The sequence below is a fragment of the Microbulbifer mixtoriginis (SeqCode) genome (assembly GCF_052467235.1).
Genome location: NZ_CP174305.1, coordinates 3139299 through 3155935, shown reverse-complemented (window position 1 = coordinate 3155935; position 16637 = coordinate 3139299). Strand labels below are relative to the sequence as shown.

General features: G+C 49.1%; 17 protein-coding genes. 8 read left to right on the top strand and 9 right to left on the bottom strand.

From position 1 onward, the window contains the following. Nucleotides 1-132: 132 nt before the first annotated feature. From ACJJIO_RS13850 to ACJJIO_RS13840, 3 genes are all read left to right on the top strand, one after another. Nucleotides 133-660 (top strand): hypothetical protein, encoded by a 528-nt coding sequence (locus ACJJIO_RS13850; protein ID WP_444908786.1) that lies wholly within the window; start codon nt 133-135, stop codon nt 658-660. Between the two features lie 140 nt (nt 661-800). Further along, nucleotides 801-3230 (top strand): TcfC E-set like domain-containing protein, encoded by a 2430-nt coding sequence (locus ACJJIO_RS13845; RefSeq protein WP_444908785.1) that lies wholly within the window; start codon nt 801-803, stop codon nt 3228-3230. Beyond that, the gene (locus tag ACJJIO_RS13840; protein WP_444908784.1) at nt 3172-4143 is read left to right on the top strand and encodes a hypothetical protein; all 972 of its coding nucleotides are present in this window, start codon (nt 3172-3174) and stop codon (nt 4141-4143) included. The genes ACJJIO_RS13845 and ACJJIO_RS13840 overlap by 59 nt, the downstream gene beginning before the upstream one ends. A gap of 259 nt (nt 4144-4402) precedes the next feature. Here ACJJIO_RS13840 and ACJJIO_RS13835 read toward each other — a convergent pair whose 3' ends face one another. After that, nucleotides 4403-5086, bottom strand: a complete 684-nt coding sequence (locus ACJJIO_RS13835) for a fimbria/pilus periplasmic chaperone (RefSeq protein ID WP_444888093.1) — start codon at nt 5084-5086, stop codon at nt 4403-4405. A gap of 182 nt (nt 5087-5268) precedes the next feature. After that, a complete protein-coding gene (locus tag ACJJIO_RS13830; protein ID WP_444908783.1) occupies nt 5269-5592 on the bottom strand; it encodes a hypothetical protein in 324 nt (107 codons plus the stop codon). Between the two features lie 271 nt (nt 5593-5863). Between ACJJIO_RS13830 and ACJJIO_RS13825 the strand changes: the two genes are divergently transcribed. Beyond that, complete coding sequence (locus ACJJIO_RS13825) at nt 5864-6556, top strand: glycerophosphodiester phosphodiesterase family protein (RefSeq protein WP_444903928.1); 693 nt, start codon at nt 5864-5866, stop codon at nt 6554-6556. Then, on the top strand, nt 6540-7748 hold the full coding sequence (locus tag ACJJIO_RS13820) for a glycerol-3-phosphate dehydrogenase/oxidase (protein ID WP_444908782.1): 1209 nt from the start codon (nt 6540-6542) through the stop codon (nt 7746-7748). The genes ACJJIO_RS13825 and ACJJIO_RS13820 overlap by 17 nt, the downstream gene beginning before the upstream one ends. Nucleotides 7749-7793: 45 nt before the next feature. Here ACJJIO_RS13820 and ACJJIO_RS13815 read toward each other — a convergent pair whose 3' ends face one another. After that, the gene (locus ACJJIO_RS13815; RefSeq protein WP_444883868.1) at nt 7794-8222 is read right to left on the bottom strand and encodes a GNAT family N-acetyltransferase; all 429 of its coding nucleotides are present in this window, start codon (nt 8220-8222) and stop codon (nt 7794-7796) included. A gap of 656 nt (nt 8223-8878) precedes the next feature. Between ACJJIO_RS13815 and dusA the strand changes: the two genes are divergently transcribed. Genes dusA through ACJJIO_RS13800 form a run of 3 tightly spaced genes read left to right on the top strand, consistent with a single transcriptional unit; the run spans nt 8879 to nt 11347 of the window. Then, a complete protein-coding gene (dusA, locus tag ACJJIO_RS13810; protein WP_444883867.1) occupies nt 8879-9856 on the top strand; it encodes a tRNA dihydrouridine(20/20a) synthase DusA in 978 nt (325 codons plus the stop codon). Nucleotides 9857-9912: 56 nt separating this feature from the next. Next, nucleotides 9913-10908 carry a transaldolase gene (gene tal / locus ACJJIO_RS13805; RefSeq protein WP_444883866.1) on the top strand — a complete coding sequence of 332 codons (996 nt, stop codon included), beginning with the start codon at nt 9913-9915 and terminating at the stop codon, nt 10906-10908. Beyond that, a complete protein-coding gene (locus ACJJIO_RS13800) occupies nt 10889-11347 on the top strand; it encodes a tellurite resistance TerB family protein (protein ID WP_252084695.1) in 459 nt (152 codons plus the stop codon). The genes tal and ACJJIO_RS13800 overlap by 20 nt, the downstream gene beginning before the upstream one ends. 49 nt (nt 11348-11396) lie before the next feature. Here ACJJIO_RS13800 and ACJJIO_RS13795 read toward each other — a convergent pair whose 3' ends face one another. The 6 genes from ACJJIO_RS13795 to ACJJIO_RS13770 all read right to left on the bottom strand — a co-directional run bounded on the left by ACJJIO_RS13795 (nt 11397) and on the right by ACJJIO_RS13770 (nt 16439). After that, nucleotides 11397-11915, bottom strand: coding sequence for an STAS domain-containing protein (locus tag ACJJIO_RS13795; protein WP_252084694.1), 519 nt, complete (start codon nt 11913-11915; stop codon nt 11397-11399). A 205-nt stretch (nt 11916-12120) separates the two neighbouring features. Then, nucleotides 12121-13299, bottom strand: a complete 1179-nt coding sequence (locus ACJJIO_RS13790; RefSeq protein WP_444908781.1) for a PP2C family protein-serine/threonine phosphatase — start codon at nt 13297-13299, stop codon at nt 12121-12123. Between the two features lie 38 nt (nt 13300-13337). Then, on the bottom strand, nt 13338-14237 hold the full coding sequence (locus ACJJIO_RS13785) for an MlaA family lipoprotein (RefSeq protein WP_444908780.1): 900 nt from the start codon (nt 14235-14237) through the stop codon (nt 13338-13340). A gap of 173 nt (nt 14238-14410) precedes the next feature. Further along, nucleotides 14411-15193: an HvfC family RiPP maturation protein gene (locus ACJJIO_RS13780; RefSeq protein ID WP_252084691.1), complete on the bottom strand. Its 783-nt coding sequence runs from the start codon at nt 15191-15193 to the stop codon at nt 14411-14413. After that, the gene (locus ACJJIO_RS13775; RefSeq protein WP_444888087.1) at nt 15174-16019 is read right to left on the bottom strand and encodes an HvfB family MNIO-type RiPP peptide maturase; all 846 of its coding nucleotides are present in this window, start codon (nt 16017-16019) and stop codon (nt 15174-15176) included. Before ACJJIO_RS13775 ends, ACJJIO_RS13780 begins: the two co-directional genes overlap by 20 nt. An 81-nt stretch (nt 16020-16100) precedes the next feature. Further along, the gene (locus tag ACJJIO_RS13770) at nt 16101-16439 is read right to left on the bottom strand and encodes an HvfA family oxazolone/thioamide-modified RiPP metallophore (protein ID WP_252084690.1); all 339 of its coding nucleotides are present in this window, start codon (nt 16437-16439) and stop codon (nt 16101-16103) included. Nucleotides 16440-16637 lie beyond the last annotated feature (198 nt).

The window sequence follows — 16637 nt, the reverse complement described above, 5'->3', positions numbered from 1 at the left end:
GGCGCACCATTTATCCAAAAATAAGAAATTATCACTATTTTCTACCGACCCACTGGGAAATTTTCCCTATTCTTTTAGCCGCAAGATCAACTATACCCTTCTCCGCTCACACTTAACAAAAGGACATCAATAATGAAGCACATGTTAAGAGGTTGTGTCATCCCTGTGGCGATGGCTGCTATATCCACCGTTGGGGCACAATTTGCCCTAGCAGCCACTGATCAGGCCAATACAGAAATAATGCTAAAGTTTAATGAGTCGATTGATATAAATGGCCTCGAAAACCTCACCTTTGAAGACCCCGCCCCAAGTACTGATGCCGAGGGCTGGGTAGATTTTTGTATTCGAGGCATTGGATTCACAAACTTCGAGATTCAATTTGACAGCTTCAATGGAGACGGTGCATACATACTAAGTAATGGCTCCACGGATATTCCCTACCAAGTTAGCTTTAGAAATGTTTCGGGAGGAAGCTTTTCTCCAACAAATGAAGGTGTAGCCCTAAACGGACAAATTCTTCAAAATCCTGGCAACTGTAATGGAGCTCCAGATAACTCCACCTTTGAAGTATTAATTCCAAATGCAAATTGGGAAAATCCCAATGTTTTAAGCGGCACTATATATACCGACGTTTTGACAGTGACAGTTACGTCAGAATAACCAATAGAAATAATAAAATATAATTTTGGTCAGGGAACAACCTCCCTATGGTAATGGTAAATAAAAGCAACGTCGGGAAGTTTCCCTGGATGCTCTTACCGCTATGGCTCTGGCATACAACTGCAGTATCAACAGAACCAATGCATCTCGTAAGCACAGATGTACCTGCAGGTTTTGCAGATCTAACCAAGCCCCAAAGGATTGTGGCAGACCTGTACTATGGCGGGCGCAGTTTGGGCTCGGCGCTAATTATTGCCGAGCCTGAATTCGTGCGTTTTGTAGAACCTGAGGAGGCTATCAAGCTTCTCCCTGTCAGCCTAAACCCCGAGCGCCTGCTGCTTTCATTACAGGCTTCACTGGAAAAAAATAGTGATCGAATTTGTCGTGATAACTCCCAAACAGATTGTGGATTTATAAATCCAGAATACTTCGCAGTAATCTATGACGAAGAGAGGTATCGATTGGATGTCTTTTTCTCACCAGAGCTACTTCCTCAACAAGAGGCCCTGACCGACCGATACTTGCCCCCAGCCAGCAATAGTTTTTCCATTGTGCAAAATATCAGTGGTTCCTGGTCGGGAGCACAAAGCGATGAAGTAGACAGCAACACACAAACTACTTTATCTGCTACCAGCATTATTGGATTTGGTGAGAGCGCTATTTACGGGGATTGGTACACAGCCAACGAAATTGGTACCCGTGTCAGTAGCCTGCATTGGGAAAGGGACTTCCGCGGAAAAGCCTATAGCCTGGGATTACTGCAACCAAAAGGAAATTTCAGTACTTTCCAATCATTACACCGTCTCTACGGATTTGAGCTCCGTGATTCTCAGTACAGCCGCACAGACATCGGCTATCAACACTCCGCCCTGGTAGAAATAAACATGCCAGTGCGTGGTCGGGTGGAACTGTACCGAGATGGTCGTATGATTCACTCCGATTTAATGGAAGCTGGTAATCACTTACTGGATACCACTACCTTACCACATGGCGCTTACAACATAGAAATTCGTATTTACGACGAAGCTGGCAGATTAATTAATAATACTACTGAATTTTTTACCAAGGATTCACAACTGCCCGCACCGGGTGAGTGGCGCTGGAGCCTGCAGGGAGGAATGCCAGTAAAACCTGAATTATCCTCCGGAATGCCGGATCATTATCAGCAAGAGTTACTGCAAGGATATATTGCCCGCCGCCTTTCAAAAAATTTTGGCGTTTTCTCTACACTAGCAGCCACAGAAGGTCAGCAATTCATGGAGGTTGGTGGTCGCTGGGTAAGCTCTTATTTAGAACTCTCCCCCTCTATGGCTCGGGAGTCCAATGGTCTAGACGCCTATAAATTACAGGCTCTGATAAAAACGCCCTATGCAATGTTGAGTGCCTATCGGATCAAGATTGATGAGCAGAGAAATGATGTAAAGCCCGATAGATATACCCTGCTAAGCAATAGGTTGTCTCAAAGCAGTATTAGTCTGAGAGCCCCACTTTTTGGTGGTAACCTAACGCTAAGACGCAGTAAGCGCAATCGAAGTCCTGGAAATTACACTGACTCACTCTCTCTAGACAGTCAATTCAGTGAAGCCCAAGAACTTAGGACCTTGGAATATCGAAGGAATATATTTCGAGGAAGAAAATGGCAAGCTACAGCCAATCTGGCCTACAGTGACGCTGACGGGGAAAAATATACACTGCTGAGTATTGAACTTCTTCAAACCAATAAAAATTGGCAAAACTCATTTAACCTACGTGGTGAGCGCCAACAAGGAAGCGGTGACAACCAATATCTAGAAGTCCAAACTCGCTGGCGTGATGCCGACCGCTGGGCAGCAGAAGTAAACCAGGAGTTCACTATAGAAGCAACGCCGGAAGATTACTATTTAAGAAGCTATAGTCGACTTGCTGGACAATATGGTTTTATCAGCTCCACCATTAGTCATAGTGACGTTAACAATAGCCGCTCTACAAATTATATTGGGAGTTTTAACACCAATATCATTGCCACAAAGGACCATATAGCCTGGGGCGGTGAACGCTCATTGGAAAGTGCCATCATTGTAGATATTGAAGGCAGCCAACGGGAAAACTTTGAAGTATTAATCGACGGTAGCCGCCAAGGTTATGCGAAAGGCGATAGTAGGTCCGTGATCAATCTTCACCCGTTTAAAAGCTACGATATATCACTTCGTCCTCTAGGGGATGGTTTCTTTCGCTACCGTGAAAATACCGATCAAGTGACGCTTTATCCTGGCAGTGTGACCACCGCTACTTACAAGATTCAACCTGTCTATCTGACCGTAGGTCGAGTTATGGCTAAGGGTCAGGGGTTAGACAATGTGTTAATTTCCATTGAGGGAGAATCAACACTCACAGATAGTTTTGGTGTTTTTCAATTGGAAATACCTCTTTCTGACGAACCCCCTTCACATCTAGAAGTCACCTGGCTTGATTGTAATGCCAAAGTTGAGGTTGTGGAGTCCAGTGAAGATTGGTTAAACCTCGGGGTTATTGATGAAAGTTCAGCCAACTGTCAAATCTCACAGACTGCTAAAACAAATGACACCCAATAAAAAATCAAGAAAATTTATTAATAATTTTTTAATAGTTATTTTTTTACTCTACCTGTCAAATAGCAGCCTTGCAAACTGTCTAGGTGACTCCCATCTACGTATCTGCAATCTATCTGGATGGCACACAATACATGGAAAAGGGAAGCATCAGGATATCCATTTTACTTTTCGCAGTCAGAAGCACAGCTCAGCCACTCCCTTTTCACTGGAAATTCAACCCGAGCGTGAGGGGTTCTATAGGTTATATGCAGAAAATGGAGAAGCTGTTGATATAATTTTGGCCTTATCAGCGCCACATCATAGATCCTTTACATTCAACCCCGGTACAGTTTATCAAGACATTCCGGGTACTAATAACGATGCCAATGCAGACTTGAGAGTAAAGCTAGTTAGACCTAGAAATTTTTCCTCTAATAGCTATCAAGGAAACTTCCAATTATTGATAGCGCAGACAGAGTCTGGAAAAACTCAAAAAATAGATTTTTCGATAGTATTAAAAATTCAACCCAAAATTTATATCAAGCAACTCGACGATATCTTTCTTAGTAATATGGGCGTCTCACCCGGGCAAGATATTGTTGGCCATGAAGACTTTTGTGTTGGTGGCAGCGGCTTTAGTCAGTACTCCGTATCCCTGTCAAGTAGTGGGGGGATCAGTGCGGGAGCCTTTGTACTTACTGGTATCAGTGAACACATGCCCTATATAGCCAGTTTCTCAGATAATATTCACCGAAGTACTCCCTCAATACCCGGTGCATCCGGGCGCATTCCAGGTCTTTTCAACCGCTCAGCGCCAGAAGAATGCCTCAGCAATAATGCCAGAATCACGATTACGGTACCTTCGCCCTTCTGGGAAAGGGCAAATGAATCGAAATACACCGATGTTCTCACCGTGACAGTTACTAGCCAATAGCCATGTGCAATGAGGACTTCGGCTTTTCTATACCAACAGGCCCCTACCAACAGTTCATTTAGAGTTTGAATGATTGGCTTAGATTAAACCCCAGACATAAAACAACAATGAGCTTCCTTCTTAAAACTGAAAAAAATCATTGCTCTGAATCAGATATACACTTTCGATATTATAAGAGGGATACCAAACCAGGCCTTAGATATCCCCTTATCGTATTTAATCTATATCACCAAGTCAGTAAAATCTTAGCTAATGACTCTTAACCACCCAAGGGAAGGCGCACTCGCTCGCTATCACGCCCTCTGAGTAAAACCTCCAACTCACCTTCGGTGGGAAGGCCCTCTAACGTCAGGCTTGTTCCAGCATAAAGACGACCTGAAATATCAAGCTTTTGACACTCACCCTCGCTTGGGCAATGGCGAGCCTCAACCACTTCAACATTGATATTTCCGGTATTCTTTAAGTAGCGTTGACTCCCGTCGGCCTGTAACTCCAGCTGGTAACTTCCATCCTCAGGCTGAACAAATACTAATGCCTGGTAGGCCACAAGAATTTTCAGTGCGGTTTGCTCCGATTTAACCTCCCCAACTACCGGCTTGAATGTAACCCGATAGACCTTCTCTTCCTTTAAATCTCTATCCAACGCCATTAGACGAAAACGTTTCCGCTCTCCTGGCGCCAATATGGCCTTGGCCGGACTCACCAACAACCTGAATTCATCCGGGTTAATCACTCGAATGCGCTCTTCGTTCTCTAGCCCGGGATTATCTACCCGAAATATTTCTGTCTGAACATACAGGGTCTCTTTATCCGGATTAGTGATAACCACGTCATCACGCGCATTGGGAGCATCATCAAGATAGAAAATTATTTTATCCAGGGACATGGCTGCCAGTGCGGGCTGCCCCAATAGCAACAAGAAAGAGAGCAGTATTTTTTTCATCGCTCTATCATCCACCTAAATTAACCATTATTTTAAAAACTGCATTCATCGAATTTATATGGCTGTTTGTAATACTCTTGCCATATTTCTGTTCCAACTCAGGGAGTCCTACAGAAATTCACCCCCATACAAAAGAATTAACTCAGAGCCAGTCATTCAAAAATGATTTGTTCTTGAAATGATTACTCCGCTGAAATCATCACTCCCGAAAAGTTCTCAATGGACTTTGTTTCCAGGCACTTATCAGCACCTGAATAATATACACGCTGCTCAGAGGAAGACAGCAGAGCTTCGCCTGTTAAACGAAAATGTTTGGCCGGTATGTTGCGTAGACAAAACCTTGCCGATTCCCTGCTTCGCTCATAACGCCACTGCACCTGAGGTGTAAAACTCAGCACTATCTGTGAAGTTGCCTGGGCAGTCTGTCCTGCAGACTGTACATGCTCCGCTAACGCTAGCACAGTGGTGGAAATTGCCAAAAGCAGAATACGTCTTTTACTACTCACGGGGGCTATATACCTCTTTAACAGCGCAGTTATGCCACAGCTGCACAGACATCTAAAGGGCACACCTTAAGTTTAGCTGGCTATTCCCTAGTCTTGAGGAATGCACTTGAGCATTGAAATTTCCGCCCAACTCTACTTGCAACAACCTCTCCAGGGTCTATTTTTCCTGTAAGACCCAATTCCAGCCTGGGTCATTTGACCCTTGGGTTACAGAGCGCCTAAGCGCCTATATCCACTCGACAATAACGCCTGCTTTCCGGATTTGACTCACATGCTAATCGCGCACCGAGGCGACAAAACCCGCCACCCGGAGAATACCATCGCCGCCTTCGAGGCGGCCCATAATCTGGGCGCCTGCGCCATTCAGTGCGATGTCCGTTTTAGCTTGGATGGCACTCCCTGGTGCTACCATAGCGATACACTGCCTATGCCAAGTGATAAGCGCCAACATTTCTTCCACGATCTAAGGGACTCCCAACTCAACCGCTTGCCTATCGACTCCTTTATAAAATTAGTGGACTGGGCCAGCTGTCACCGGCACCTGGATTGGTTTGTAGGCATCTCCGCAGCCAATATCACCAACATAGGTTTTACAGCCGCGGTAAAGAAGCTCATGGAGTTAATGCGTAACGAACGCGAGTCCTTCGCGCTGCTCACAAAAGACTGTCGCAGTCTTCGGGCCGCCCGCAGCATGGGCTGGCATAGGGTGGCCTTGCAAATCAACAGCGTTCCACGTTGCTTGTCTGCCGATATCGTCACTCTCGCCCCGGAGTTTCTGCTGATTCGCGACAGCTTCGTCGATTGCGAAGAATTACCCCCTGGCCCCTGGCAGTGGGTTGTCTATGAAATTAACTCTGCTGAAGAAGCTGTACTCTGGCGAAAGCGAGGTGCGCACCATATCCTCACCGGCAACCTGCCACTATTGATGCGCTCCTGGGAAGCGAGTGATGTCTACGGATTTTGATGTACTGGTAGTTGGCGCGGGAATTCTTGGCGCAGGCACCGCAGAGGCCCTGGCCAAGGAACGGCATTCAGTCGTGATTCTGGAACAGCTCGGCATCGCCGCAGCCACCTCCTCACGCTCATCCAAGCTTATCCATGGGGGCCTGCGCTACCTCGAGAGCGGTCAATTCCGACTTGTCTATGAGTGCCTGCGCGAACGTCACTGGCTGCTGGAAAATAAGCCGCAGTTGGTGCGTATGGTGCCCTTCTATATTCCTATTTACCGTGACAGCAAACGACCACCATGGATGGTCAGACTGGGGCTTAGCCTTTACGCGCTCCTCTCGGGTATCGGCAGTGAGGCCTCGCGCTTTCGCGCTTTACCCAAATCCGAATGGGATACCCTACCTGGCCTTAAGCAGGAGGATCTACTCGCAGTATTTCGCTATTACGATGCGCAAACAGACGATGCCGCCCTAACCCGTGATGTAGTCGCCTCAGCAATTGCGCATGGTGCGCAAATCATCTGTCCCGGCAGTTTAGTTGGGGCGGAAGTTACCGAGGAGGGGGTGCGGGTTGATTACGTTGCCGACGGCAAACTCAATACTCTACACACCCGCGCCCTGGTTAATTGCAGCGGCCCCTGGGTAGCGACCACCAACGCGCGCTGTTCTCCCTCTGTAACCCTACCTCCTATAGACCTTGTCGCTGGCACCCACATATTGTTGCCACTGTCGCTCGGCAATAAGATCTTCTATGTGGAAGCCGAAGATCATCGAGCAGTCTTCGTAATGCCCTGGCAAGACAAAACCTTAGTTGGCACCACAGAGCGCCCCTTCTTCGGCGATCCACGGGAAGTGGTTCCCACCATGGAAGAGGAGGCTTATTTGCTACGTACGGTACAGCAGTATTTTTCCCAGACACGCAGCCTACAGGTGGAGGATATATGTGATAGCTATGCTGGATTGCGGGTTCTACCGGAAGCGGAAAAAAGTCCTTTCGCCCGTTCGCGGGAATCCATGATTTGCAGTGATAATGAGCGCAAGCCTCGTATTCTCGCGGTTGCCGGCGGCAAGCTTACCAGCTACCGCGCCACCGCACGCAAGCTGGCTAAAAAATTACAAGCCACCCTGCAAGGTAAGGGCCCCCCAAGCGAAAACTATTCCTCACACATTAATACGTCCAGCACCTCAGAAAGGGAGCGCAATCTTTAAAATTATCTAAACAGCATTTAGAAGTCTGTAAATACCTAGATCCATTTATAGTGTTTTAGATAAATAATGCGATGCTTGCCCCTTGGGGCGACCGGACAAGGTTGCCATGTGCTCATAGCCATTTTTTTCATAAAATGGCTTTGCCTGCCAGCTTGTTGTCTCAACCAATGCTTTCTCACACCCTTTCTCTCTTGCGAAAAGTTCAGCGTTTTTTACAAGTTCCGCACCCACACCTTGGCCTCGGCACTCTTCCGAAAGCCAAAGCAACTCAATATGCAAAGTATTCCAATAACAAGAAGCACGGATACCACCAATTATCTCATTAGAGGAATTTCTAGCAAAAACTGTAAATTTAACCTCATCTTCATTTCGCTCAAGCCCAGGAACACTTGCTTGGTTAAAGTCGATAATACCTTGACTTAATATATTGGATTCATCTTTAGACGGTGACATTGTAATATCTATACTGAACATTTTTCACTCTTATACTTAACAACCAATAAAGCTGGACCAATACCAATTTTCACTTTTTAATTTGCATAAAAAATTGACCATCGAAGATGGTATGGTTTCCACTGTTGCAACCAAGACTTTTAATCACTTGAACTTAGTCTAATTATTATTTTTCTGCTAATACCAATTACTCCCTGAAGCACTACACAATAAGTAACAAGAGGTAGTACTCACAAGTGCGATATGGTTGAAATTTACATGACCAATTATTAACCCATCTCGCACCAAAGTACAAAAAATCCACTCTTTAGAGATTTAAGTCAAGTGTTATATATGACTGTTTCTTAACGTTGTCGCGAGAAGATAAAACCCATTTAATTTCTAAAAGGTACAAATCGATAAGCAACTGGAAGAAAATATTAAATACGAATTTACAGAGTTAAGATATTGATTGAATTACTCCTACCAACTCCCAATTACCTTAATTTCTCACTCTGAGGGCGAGCTAACTTTGTCACTCAGTTTTTTATAAAGCATTCAAGTATATTGAGCCACCCTCTAGCCCACTTCTGCCCCCTCTCTTTTATGCAATGTACCCTAACACTATGGGGTCTTTGTTTTACATCCCATATAATGGCGGGCTACTCTGTTTTTATTAGTCTTTTACATCGTAGTTTATGTCTGATTACAGTCCCCACCGCTTTTGCACCGCGCCACTACTCGATTGGAGTGACCGTCACTGCCGCTATATGTGGCGCCTACTGAGTAAATGCGCTCGCCTTTATAGCGAAATGGTGACCACTGGGGCAATTTTGCACGGAGATCGCCAGCGCCACCTGCAATTTGACGCTGCCGAACAACCTGTCGCCCTGCAGCTCGGCGGTAGCGACCCGCGCGAGCTGGCGGAGTGCGCACGAATTGCCGAGGAGTGGGGGTATGCGGAAATCAACCTCAACTGCGGCTGCCCCAGTGACCGGGTTCAGTCTGGACGTTTTGGCGCCTGCCTGATGGCGGAACCAGATGTTGTAGCTGCCGGCTTATCTGCAATGCGTGACTCAGTGTCTATTCCGGTCACAGTCAAACACCGTATCGGTATAGACGATATGGAAGACTACCCTGGCCTGACCCGTTTTGTGGAGGCGCAGGCAGCCATCGGCACAGAGACATTTATCGTCCATGCCCGCAAAGCCTGGCTGCAGGGCCTCAGCCCAAAGGAAAACCGCGAAATCCCACCGCTTAACTACGATATGGTTTACCAGCTGAAAAAGGATTACCCACAGCTGCAAGTCATCATTAATGGTGGCATTAATTCTCTGGAAGAATGCCAGCAACATTTACAGCGGGTAGATGGTGTTATGCTCGGTCGCGCCGCCTATCAGACCCCAGCACTTCTTTCACAAGTGGACAGTGTGTTGTTTGGAGAAAATGAAGGACCCGATGCCGCGCAAGTGGTCGAGCAGATGTTGCCCTATATCGAGCGAGAACTGGCAAGTGGTCAACGCCTCAACCATATTACCCGGCATATGCTCGGGCTCTTTCAGGGCCTGCCCGGGGCACGCCGTTTCCGTCGTCATCTGAGTGAAAATGCTCACAAGAAAGGGGCAGGGCCTGAGGTTGTGGAGCAAGCTTTGTCACTGGTCACCCAAGCGGCTTAACTTGGAAGGCCAGTATTTCATAGGAAGGGAAGCCAAATACTATCGAGGGAATCGCGATGAATAAACTGGATCAACTCAAACAGCGCAGCCAGGTGGTAGCAGATACTGGCGATATTGATGCCATACGCCGCTATCGCCCCCAGGATGCCACCACCAATCCCTCTTTACTCTTTAAGGCTGCCCAACTGCCCCAATACAAGGGCCTGATCCAAGAGTCACTGGACTGGGCAACTCACCACCACAGTGGCGCTAACTCCTCTGAAACAGCGCGGCTGGCTGCAATCAAGCTGGCTGTCAGTATCGGCAGTGAAATATTGCAATTGATCCCTGGGGTAGTCTCTACCGAGGTGGACGCGCGCCTGTCTTTCGATACTCGCGCCACTATTGATTACGCCAGACACCTTGTGGCCCTGTACGAGCGCGAAGGCGTAGCCCGGGAGCGAGTACTAATTAAAGTCGCCGCCACCTGGGAGGGAATAGCAGCAGCAGAGATACTGGAACGGGAGGGCATTCACTGCAACCTCACCCTGCTGTTCTGTTTGAGCCAAGCGATTGCCTGCGCCGAAGCTGGAGTGACACTGATCTCTCCCTTTGTGGGCCGCATCCTCGACTGGCATCTAGCCAATGGGGACCGCAAAGCCTTTAGCGGTGAAGAGGATCCCGGTGTACTGTCGGTACGCAATATCTATCATTATTATAAGTCGCGCGACTACTCCACCATTGTGATGGGCGCCAGCTTCCGCAACACGGAGGAGATCGAAGCGCTGGCCGGATGCGATCGCTTAACCATCAGCCCTCAGCTACTCCAGTCTCTGGAAGAGAGCGAGGGTTTATTGGTTGGTGGGCTTCCCACGGTCAACGAACCGCTGCCACGCCCTGAGGGGCGACTCTGCGAAGCAGCATTCCGCTACCAACTCAACAGTGATGCCATGGCCACAGAAAAGCTCGCCGAGGGTATCCGTAATTTTGTCAAAGACCAGGAGCGGCTCGAAATGCTGCTGCAGAGCCAAGTGATGGGACGCCGGGAAACTGATGCTGCAACAAATCCGTAAGCTGTTTGAACAGATTGGCAACAGTGCCGATGTCGAAATGCACGATGAAAAAGACGTGCGAATGATCAGTGCCGCCTTACTGGTTGAAGTGGCTACTGTGGATCAAAAGCTAGACCCGCGCGAACGTAACACTTTGATCGAACTACTTTGCCAACACTACGCGCTGAGTAGCCATGCGGCGGCAGAGATTATTGATGAAGCCATAGAGCAAAGGGAGCGAGCCACTTCCCTGTTTGAGTTTACCCAGGCCGTCAATGACCAGTTCAGCGAGCGAGACAAGTACCTGCTGGTTCGGCAGATGTGGCAGGTGGCTTTTTCCGACGATGTGATCGAGGCTTTTGAAGAGCATCTAATCCGCCGGGTTTCCGAGTTAATTTACCTTCCCCACGGACTCTTTACCCGCGCACGGGCGGAAGCTAGAGACATGCGGAGTAGCTGAAAAGTTTTGCCGGGGTGTTAAAACTTTGAAGGAGGGTGTTTGTTAAATCTCAGTGCAGGTGCGCGGAGGACTTGCTGTGGGAGCCACATTCTAGCTCGAGGGTATGGACCAGATCGCGAAAAGTTTCCGCATTCTGCTCGTTCATACTCATCAGCACCCGGTGTGCCTCTAACACCTTCTCCCGAGCAGCACATTCATCCGGGGTTTTACAGACCAGCGGTGTTGTCTCCACGGAGAAATCACGTTTCTCATCACTGATTTCCATCAGGGAATCGAAACCCATCGCATCTAGCAGGTGTTGAATACCCCTATCGGCAAGGAATACCAAGGGCTTCTGGCAGCCGCGCTCCTGGGCGCGAATCGCGATCTTGGCCATCAGCCCCAGGGTTGTGCTATCCACACCCTCGGCACCGTGTAGGTCAAAGGCCACACCGGCAAAGTCACTGCTTGCAAACATATTATCGATAAAACTATCGAAAGAAGTGCATAGGTTGAGGCGAACATCGCCCATCAATTTAATGATGTAAACGCCCTGGTGGGCCCCAACCATAATTTGCCCGGACTGCATAACAACCCCTGGCTCACCCGAACACACTCAGTGGATTAAAGTGTACTGGATGGCGAAAGTTCACTGATAGAGCAAAAATGCTTGCGGCGGTTTTGCCGCCTCGGCACTTTTGTGCATAGGATGGGCGGAGCTTACTCCTGACTGCTGGGACTGACAAGAGTGCTAGGGCATGAAATTCGACTATTTAGTCGCAGAAATGCCACCTCTAAACGTGGGCAAGGGTAAGAATTGTAATGTCATCGGGTAATGCGCCAAAAGTGTCCACTTTCAGGCTCTCACACAGTACTCCCAACTCACCGCCCGTAGCGCTTATCAACTCTAGTAACCGCTGTTCTTTTTGCAGTAAATCGCCTTCGAGTAACTCCAGTACACCATCGGAGCAGGCCACCAACCGCCAACTGCTGGGCAGCTCGGCACACATTACCTGCCAGTCACCCCGCTCAAAAATGCCCAAGGGCCGCCCCTTGCCCGGCAGCCAGTCGGCGCCAGCGACACTGGCAAGCGCCGGCATGGGAATCTGTCCGGCGACGGCATAGTGCAGTTGGCTAGCGGCGGTATCTACCACACCGATAAACATGCTGGCGTGTTTACCCATACCTGTGGATAAGAGCTCGCGGTTAATCAACTCCAAAACTTCCAACAAGTCGGAGTCCAGGGACTCCAGTTGGGAAAACAAAGGGCGCTCACGCAGGCGATGCATCACGCTGTTTTTGATCAGTGCCGTAACCAATGCGGAGGACACCCCATGCCCTGAGACATCCACCAGATAAAACGCCACAAAGCGCTCGCCGAACAAACCGTAATCGACAAAATCGCCGCTGAGATACAGAGAGGGGATCAGGCGGTAGGCGGCCTCAACGCCGCCGGGATAAAAATAGGGACTGCGTGGCAACAGGTGCTGCTGCAGCAAGCGACCGGCCTCCTGATCACGGCGCAATACTTCTACGTGCTCGCGCAGCTCGCTATTGCGCTGCTCCAGGGTGTTGCGGTACTCAATATTCTGCTGGGCGAGGTTTTCCGCGCCGGTGATACGGCAGATTACTTTATCGATCAATGCAGCCTGTTGAATGGGTTTGATCAGATAATCGCAGGCCCCCAGACGCATGGCCTGTAATACTTCGTGAAGCTCACCCTGCTCGGCAATCATTACAACCGCCGTCGCCGGGGAGCGGAGCTTGATTTTGCGCAGTACCTCCAACCCATCCATATCGGGCAGGAGTAGATCGACGATAACCAGCTGAAACAGTTCGGGAGTAAATTGTTCTATGCCTTGCTGGCCACTATCAGCTACAGCAACTGAAAGCCCTTGACGCGAAAGCGCTCCACGCAAGAAATTGCGGGAGCGCTCATCATCGGTCAGTAACAGGCTACTGGGGCCGGCCATGGCAGGCTCTTTTGGAAAGAGGGTTAACTAGCTGTTGCTCAGTAGTCACTGGACTCTTCGACTTCCCCCTGATCGATTGCCTCGGCAGCTTCGGTCGCGGTATCCACATCCACTTCACCATCCACAATCAAGAAGTCGCGGCGCTGCAGGTAGGCGTCGCGCAGCAGAATATAGCGATCACCCTGCAGAAGGGATTCAGCCTTCAGCAGGCTAGCGCGACTCTGGATAATATCGGTAGCCTTAAGCGTATAGCGAGTGGGATCGTGCTCCACATAGGTCAGAGGATTGGTGTAGTAATCCACCACTCTAGCTGGCGTATCCCGCACCGTGGAGGGCCCTAGCAGTGGCAACACCAGGTAGGGACCAGAGGGTACCCCCCAAACCGCTAGAGTTTGGCCAAAGTCCTCACCGTCACCTTTCTCCAAGCCCATATGCTTGGCAACATCAAAAAGACCGGCAATACCAATGGTGGTATTGATTAGCAGACGACCGGCGTCATTACCCGCCTGGCCCCACTTGCCCTGTAACACACCATTAAAGGTATTGGTTACTTCAGCCAGATTACTGAAAAAGTTGCTTACACCTTGCTGTACAAATATCGGGGTAATCTGCCGATAACTCACAGCCGCCGGTTTTAGCACATAGCGATCCGCGCCGTCATTGAAGCTGAATATGGCGCGGTTAAATCCCTCCCAGGGATCGCGAAGAGAAAAGTCTTCACCTTCCTCACTCTCAAACTCTTCCGCGGGGTCAAAGCCATACTCATCCAGTAGTGAACCATTGGACTCACCACTAACGTCATTCTGCTCTACCGCCTCAGGCTGGGCTGAGGGAGTGGCGGCGTCACCAAATGGGTCCTGTGTCGCCAAAGCGCCCATAGGGGAGATGGCCAGTAATGCGGCCATCAACCAGGGCGATAAATCTCTGCGTCCTAGCAAAACCCTGCTCCTCTTCTAACAAATTTCAAGGTCAAGGATTCTAACGCCCCCGCAAACTGTAAACCACCCTCGGCAGCATAGCAGCTGGTATTCATCAAAGATGCCGCAGTTTCAGGCAAGCACACGCTGTCACAGAAAGGTAATTTGCGCCAGAAATCCTAGGCCCGGCCGATCTACTCTGTCGCCTGAGGCCGCAAACCAGCGATCACTCCGTTATCCAGTAATTTCTGGAGTAACTCAATACCGAAGCCGAAAAGGGCTTCGCTATCGACTTGCGGTAGCTCGGCAGCAATTTGTGCCAAGAGCTGCTCCCCTGTGACATCACCCTCTGAGGCCAACTGCAATAGTCGTGCGGTTACTGCATTGATTTCCATAAAGCTGACTTCATCGCTAAGGTCGCGATAGACCAGCAAGAAGGTGGGAGAATCAGCTGGCTCCTGGGGCTGATAGGTAGGACCGATACGGTGCACCGGGAAACGGTAACTGAGACTCCACACCAGCGGTGACACCACCGGAATAGAGGTCAATAAATCTCCCTGGCGATCCAGGTCGGTGGGAATCTCCTCAGTACTCACATCCAGCGCCAGCTCCACCCACTCATAATGAGCCAGCTCCAATAGAAACGCTGGGTCTTCCTCCCGCTGTTCCCTCTCCTGTTGCAGGTAAGTGAGAAACTCCTCACTAATCTGCAGAAAGTAGGGGCTCTTGGAAGTGTGGTGCTGAACAAAATCACGCACCATTTTGTGCCAGTGCTCATCACTGTAGAGGCTGCGTAATACAGGGAAACCACTGGCAATAAAAGATTCGATATTGTTGTAAATCAGGTCCCGATATATGGCAACTCGCCGGTCCTCAATATCCTCTGGCGCCTCAACTTGATCAGGGGCGCGTAGGTGATTGGCTAAAGCCCGCTGTAAGCCTTGAAACCTGGCTGTCTTATCGGCGACTGATGACATAGCTCTCTTCTTCTCGGTGACAGGCCTGAATGCTCTTGATCTGTTCCACTTCCTGAAACAATTGCGGCAGCGGTGGGATATTGAAATCGCGCTCCAGCAAGGTCGGCATGACACCGTGTATCTCGTAGGCTTTGTTCAACAACTGCCACACGGGATCAATCACTGCAGCACCGTGTGTATCCACTTTCAGATCATCCGCCTCATCGTAATGCCCGGCTACATGTACATAACGCATACGCTCGGAGGGAAGCCCGCGCAAAAACTCCAGGGGGTCATAGCGATGATTGATTGAATTCACATAGATATTATTTACGTCGAGCAGAAGGTCGCAGTCCGCCTCTTGCAGGACCGCCTGCAAAAATGCCAGCTCACTCATCTCCTGACCCGGCGCCGCATAATAGGAGACATTCTCCATGGCAATACGTTGCTCCAGGGTATCCTGCACAATGCGTATTCGCTCGGCGACATACATTACCGCTTCTTCGGTAAAGGGGATGGGTAATAAATCGTAGAGATGGCCCTTATCTGAGCAGTAGCTCAAGTGCTCGCTGTAAAGACGGATATTGTGATCGCGGATAAACTGCTTGATCGAAGCAAGCAGGTCCATATCCAGCGGGTCAGACGAGCCAATAGATAGAGACAGGCCATGTAGGATAAATGGATATCGTTCGCTGAGCTGGTGAAACCAGCGGCCATAGCGCCCGCCGACGCCAATCCAATTCTCCGGCGCCACCTCAAAGAAATCCACCGCACCCGATGAAAGTTCTTCACCCATCATAGAGCGACGCAGCCCGAGACCGGCACCCTCCACTGGATAATTACGCACCGCTATTTGCCTCTAGTGATAGTGAAAAGTACTTGGGGCGGCCCTTAACACAGTGCCGCCCCAATCGCGCGTGTTGGGGTATTAGTTACCGCATTTCCCCTCGCCGCACTTACCTTCTTTCTTTTTACCTTCTCCACACTTACCTTCGCCGCATTTACCTTCTTTCTTTTTGCCTTCGCCGCATTTACCTTCTTTCTTTTTACCTTCGCCGCATTTACCTTCTTTATTCTTGCCGTGGCCGCACTTGCCTTCTTTCTCCTTGTCATCGTGATCGGCCAGAGCCAAGTTATAACCGGAGGTGAGCTCAGCAGCGGCAAACGGGTTAGCTTCAGCGGTGGATGCAGATACATTCATCGCAGCAGTTGCAATAAAAGCAGCACCAACAGCAGCTGCTACAGGGGAAAGATGCTTCTTGTTCATAATGAATCTCCTAACTAATACCCAATGTAATATAACTCTCTATGACTTTTTCTATGTCCCGCAACAGTATAATGATGCGCACTGAAAAACCGTCATATTGTGAAACCGGCTCACAGCCATCACATATTTAATGATGCCGCGTATGCTTACCGACTCTCATTCATCTGTCGGGCCAGTTTGGGAAATATTACACAAGGC

Coding starts and splice junctions, on each gene's coding strand:
- tal (WP_444883866.1), top strand. CDS start 9,913: ATGAATAAACTGGATCAACTCAAACAGCGCAGCCAGGTGGTAGCAGAT.
- ACJJIO_RS13800 (WP_252084695.1), top strand. CDS start 10,889: ATGCTGCAACAAATCCGTAAGCTGTTTGAACAGATTGGCAACAGTGCC.
- ACJJIO_RS13795 (WP_252084694.1), bottom strand. CDS start 11,915: ATGCAGTCCGGGCAAATTATGGTTGGGGCCCACCAGGGCGTTTACATC.
- ACJJIO_RS13780 (WP_252084691.1), bottom strand. CDS start 15,193: ATGTCATCAGTCGCCGATAAGACAGCCAGGTTTCAAGGCTTACAGCGG.
- ACJJIO_RS13820 (WP_444908782.1), top strand. CDS start 6,540: ATGTCTACGGATTTTGATGTACTGGTAGTTGGCGCGGGAATTCTTGGC.
- ACJJIO_RS13850 (WP_444908786.1), top strand. CDS start 133: ATGAAGCACATGTTAAGAGGTTGTGTCATCCCTGTGGCGATGGCTGCT.
- ACJJIO_RS13825 (WP_444903928.1), top strand. CDS start 5,864: ATGCTAATCGCGCACCGAGGCGACAAAACCCGCCACCCGGAGAATACC.
- ACJJIO_RS13815 (WP_444883868.1), bottom strand. CDS start 8,222: ATGTTCAGTATAGATATTACAATGTCACCGTCTAAAGATGAATCCAAT.
- ACJJIO_RS13790 (WP_444908781.1), bottom strand. CDS start 13,299: ATGGCCGGCCCCAGTAGCCTGTTACTGACCGATGATGAGCGCTCCCGC.
- ACJJIO_RS13835 (WP_444888093.1), bottom strand. CDS start 5,086: ATGAAAAAAATACTGCTCTCTTTCTTGTTGCTATTGGGGCAGCCCGCA.
- dusA (WP_444883867.1), top strand. CDS start 8,879: ATGTCTGATTACAGTCCCCACCGCTTTTGCACCGCGCCACTACTCGAT.
- ACJJIO_RS13840 (WP_444908784.1), top strand. CDS start 3,172: ATGAAAGTTCAGCCAACTGTCAAATCTCACAGACTGCTAAAACAAATG.
- ACJJIO_RS13845 (WP_444908785.1), top strand. CDS start 801: ATGCATCTCGTAAGCACAGATGTACCTGCAGGTTTTGCAGATCTAACC.
- ACJJIO_RS13770 (WP_252084690.1), bottom strand. CDS start 16,439: ATGAACAAGAAGCATCTTTCCCCTGTAGCAGCTGCTGTTGGTGCTGCT.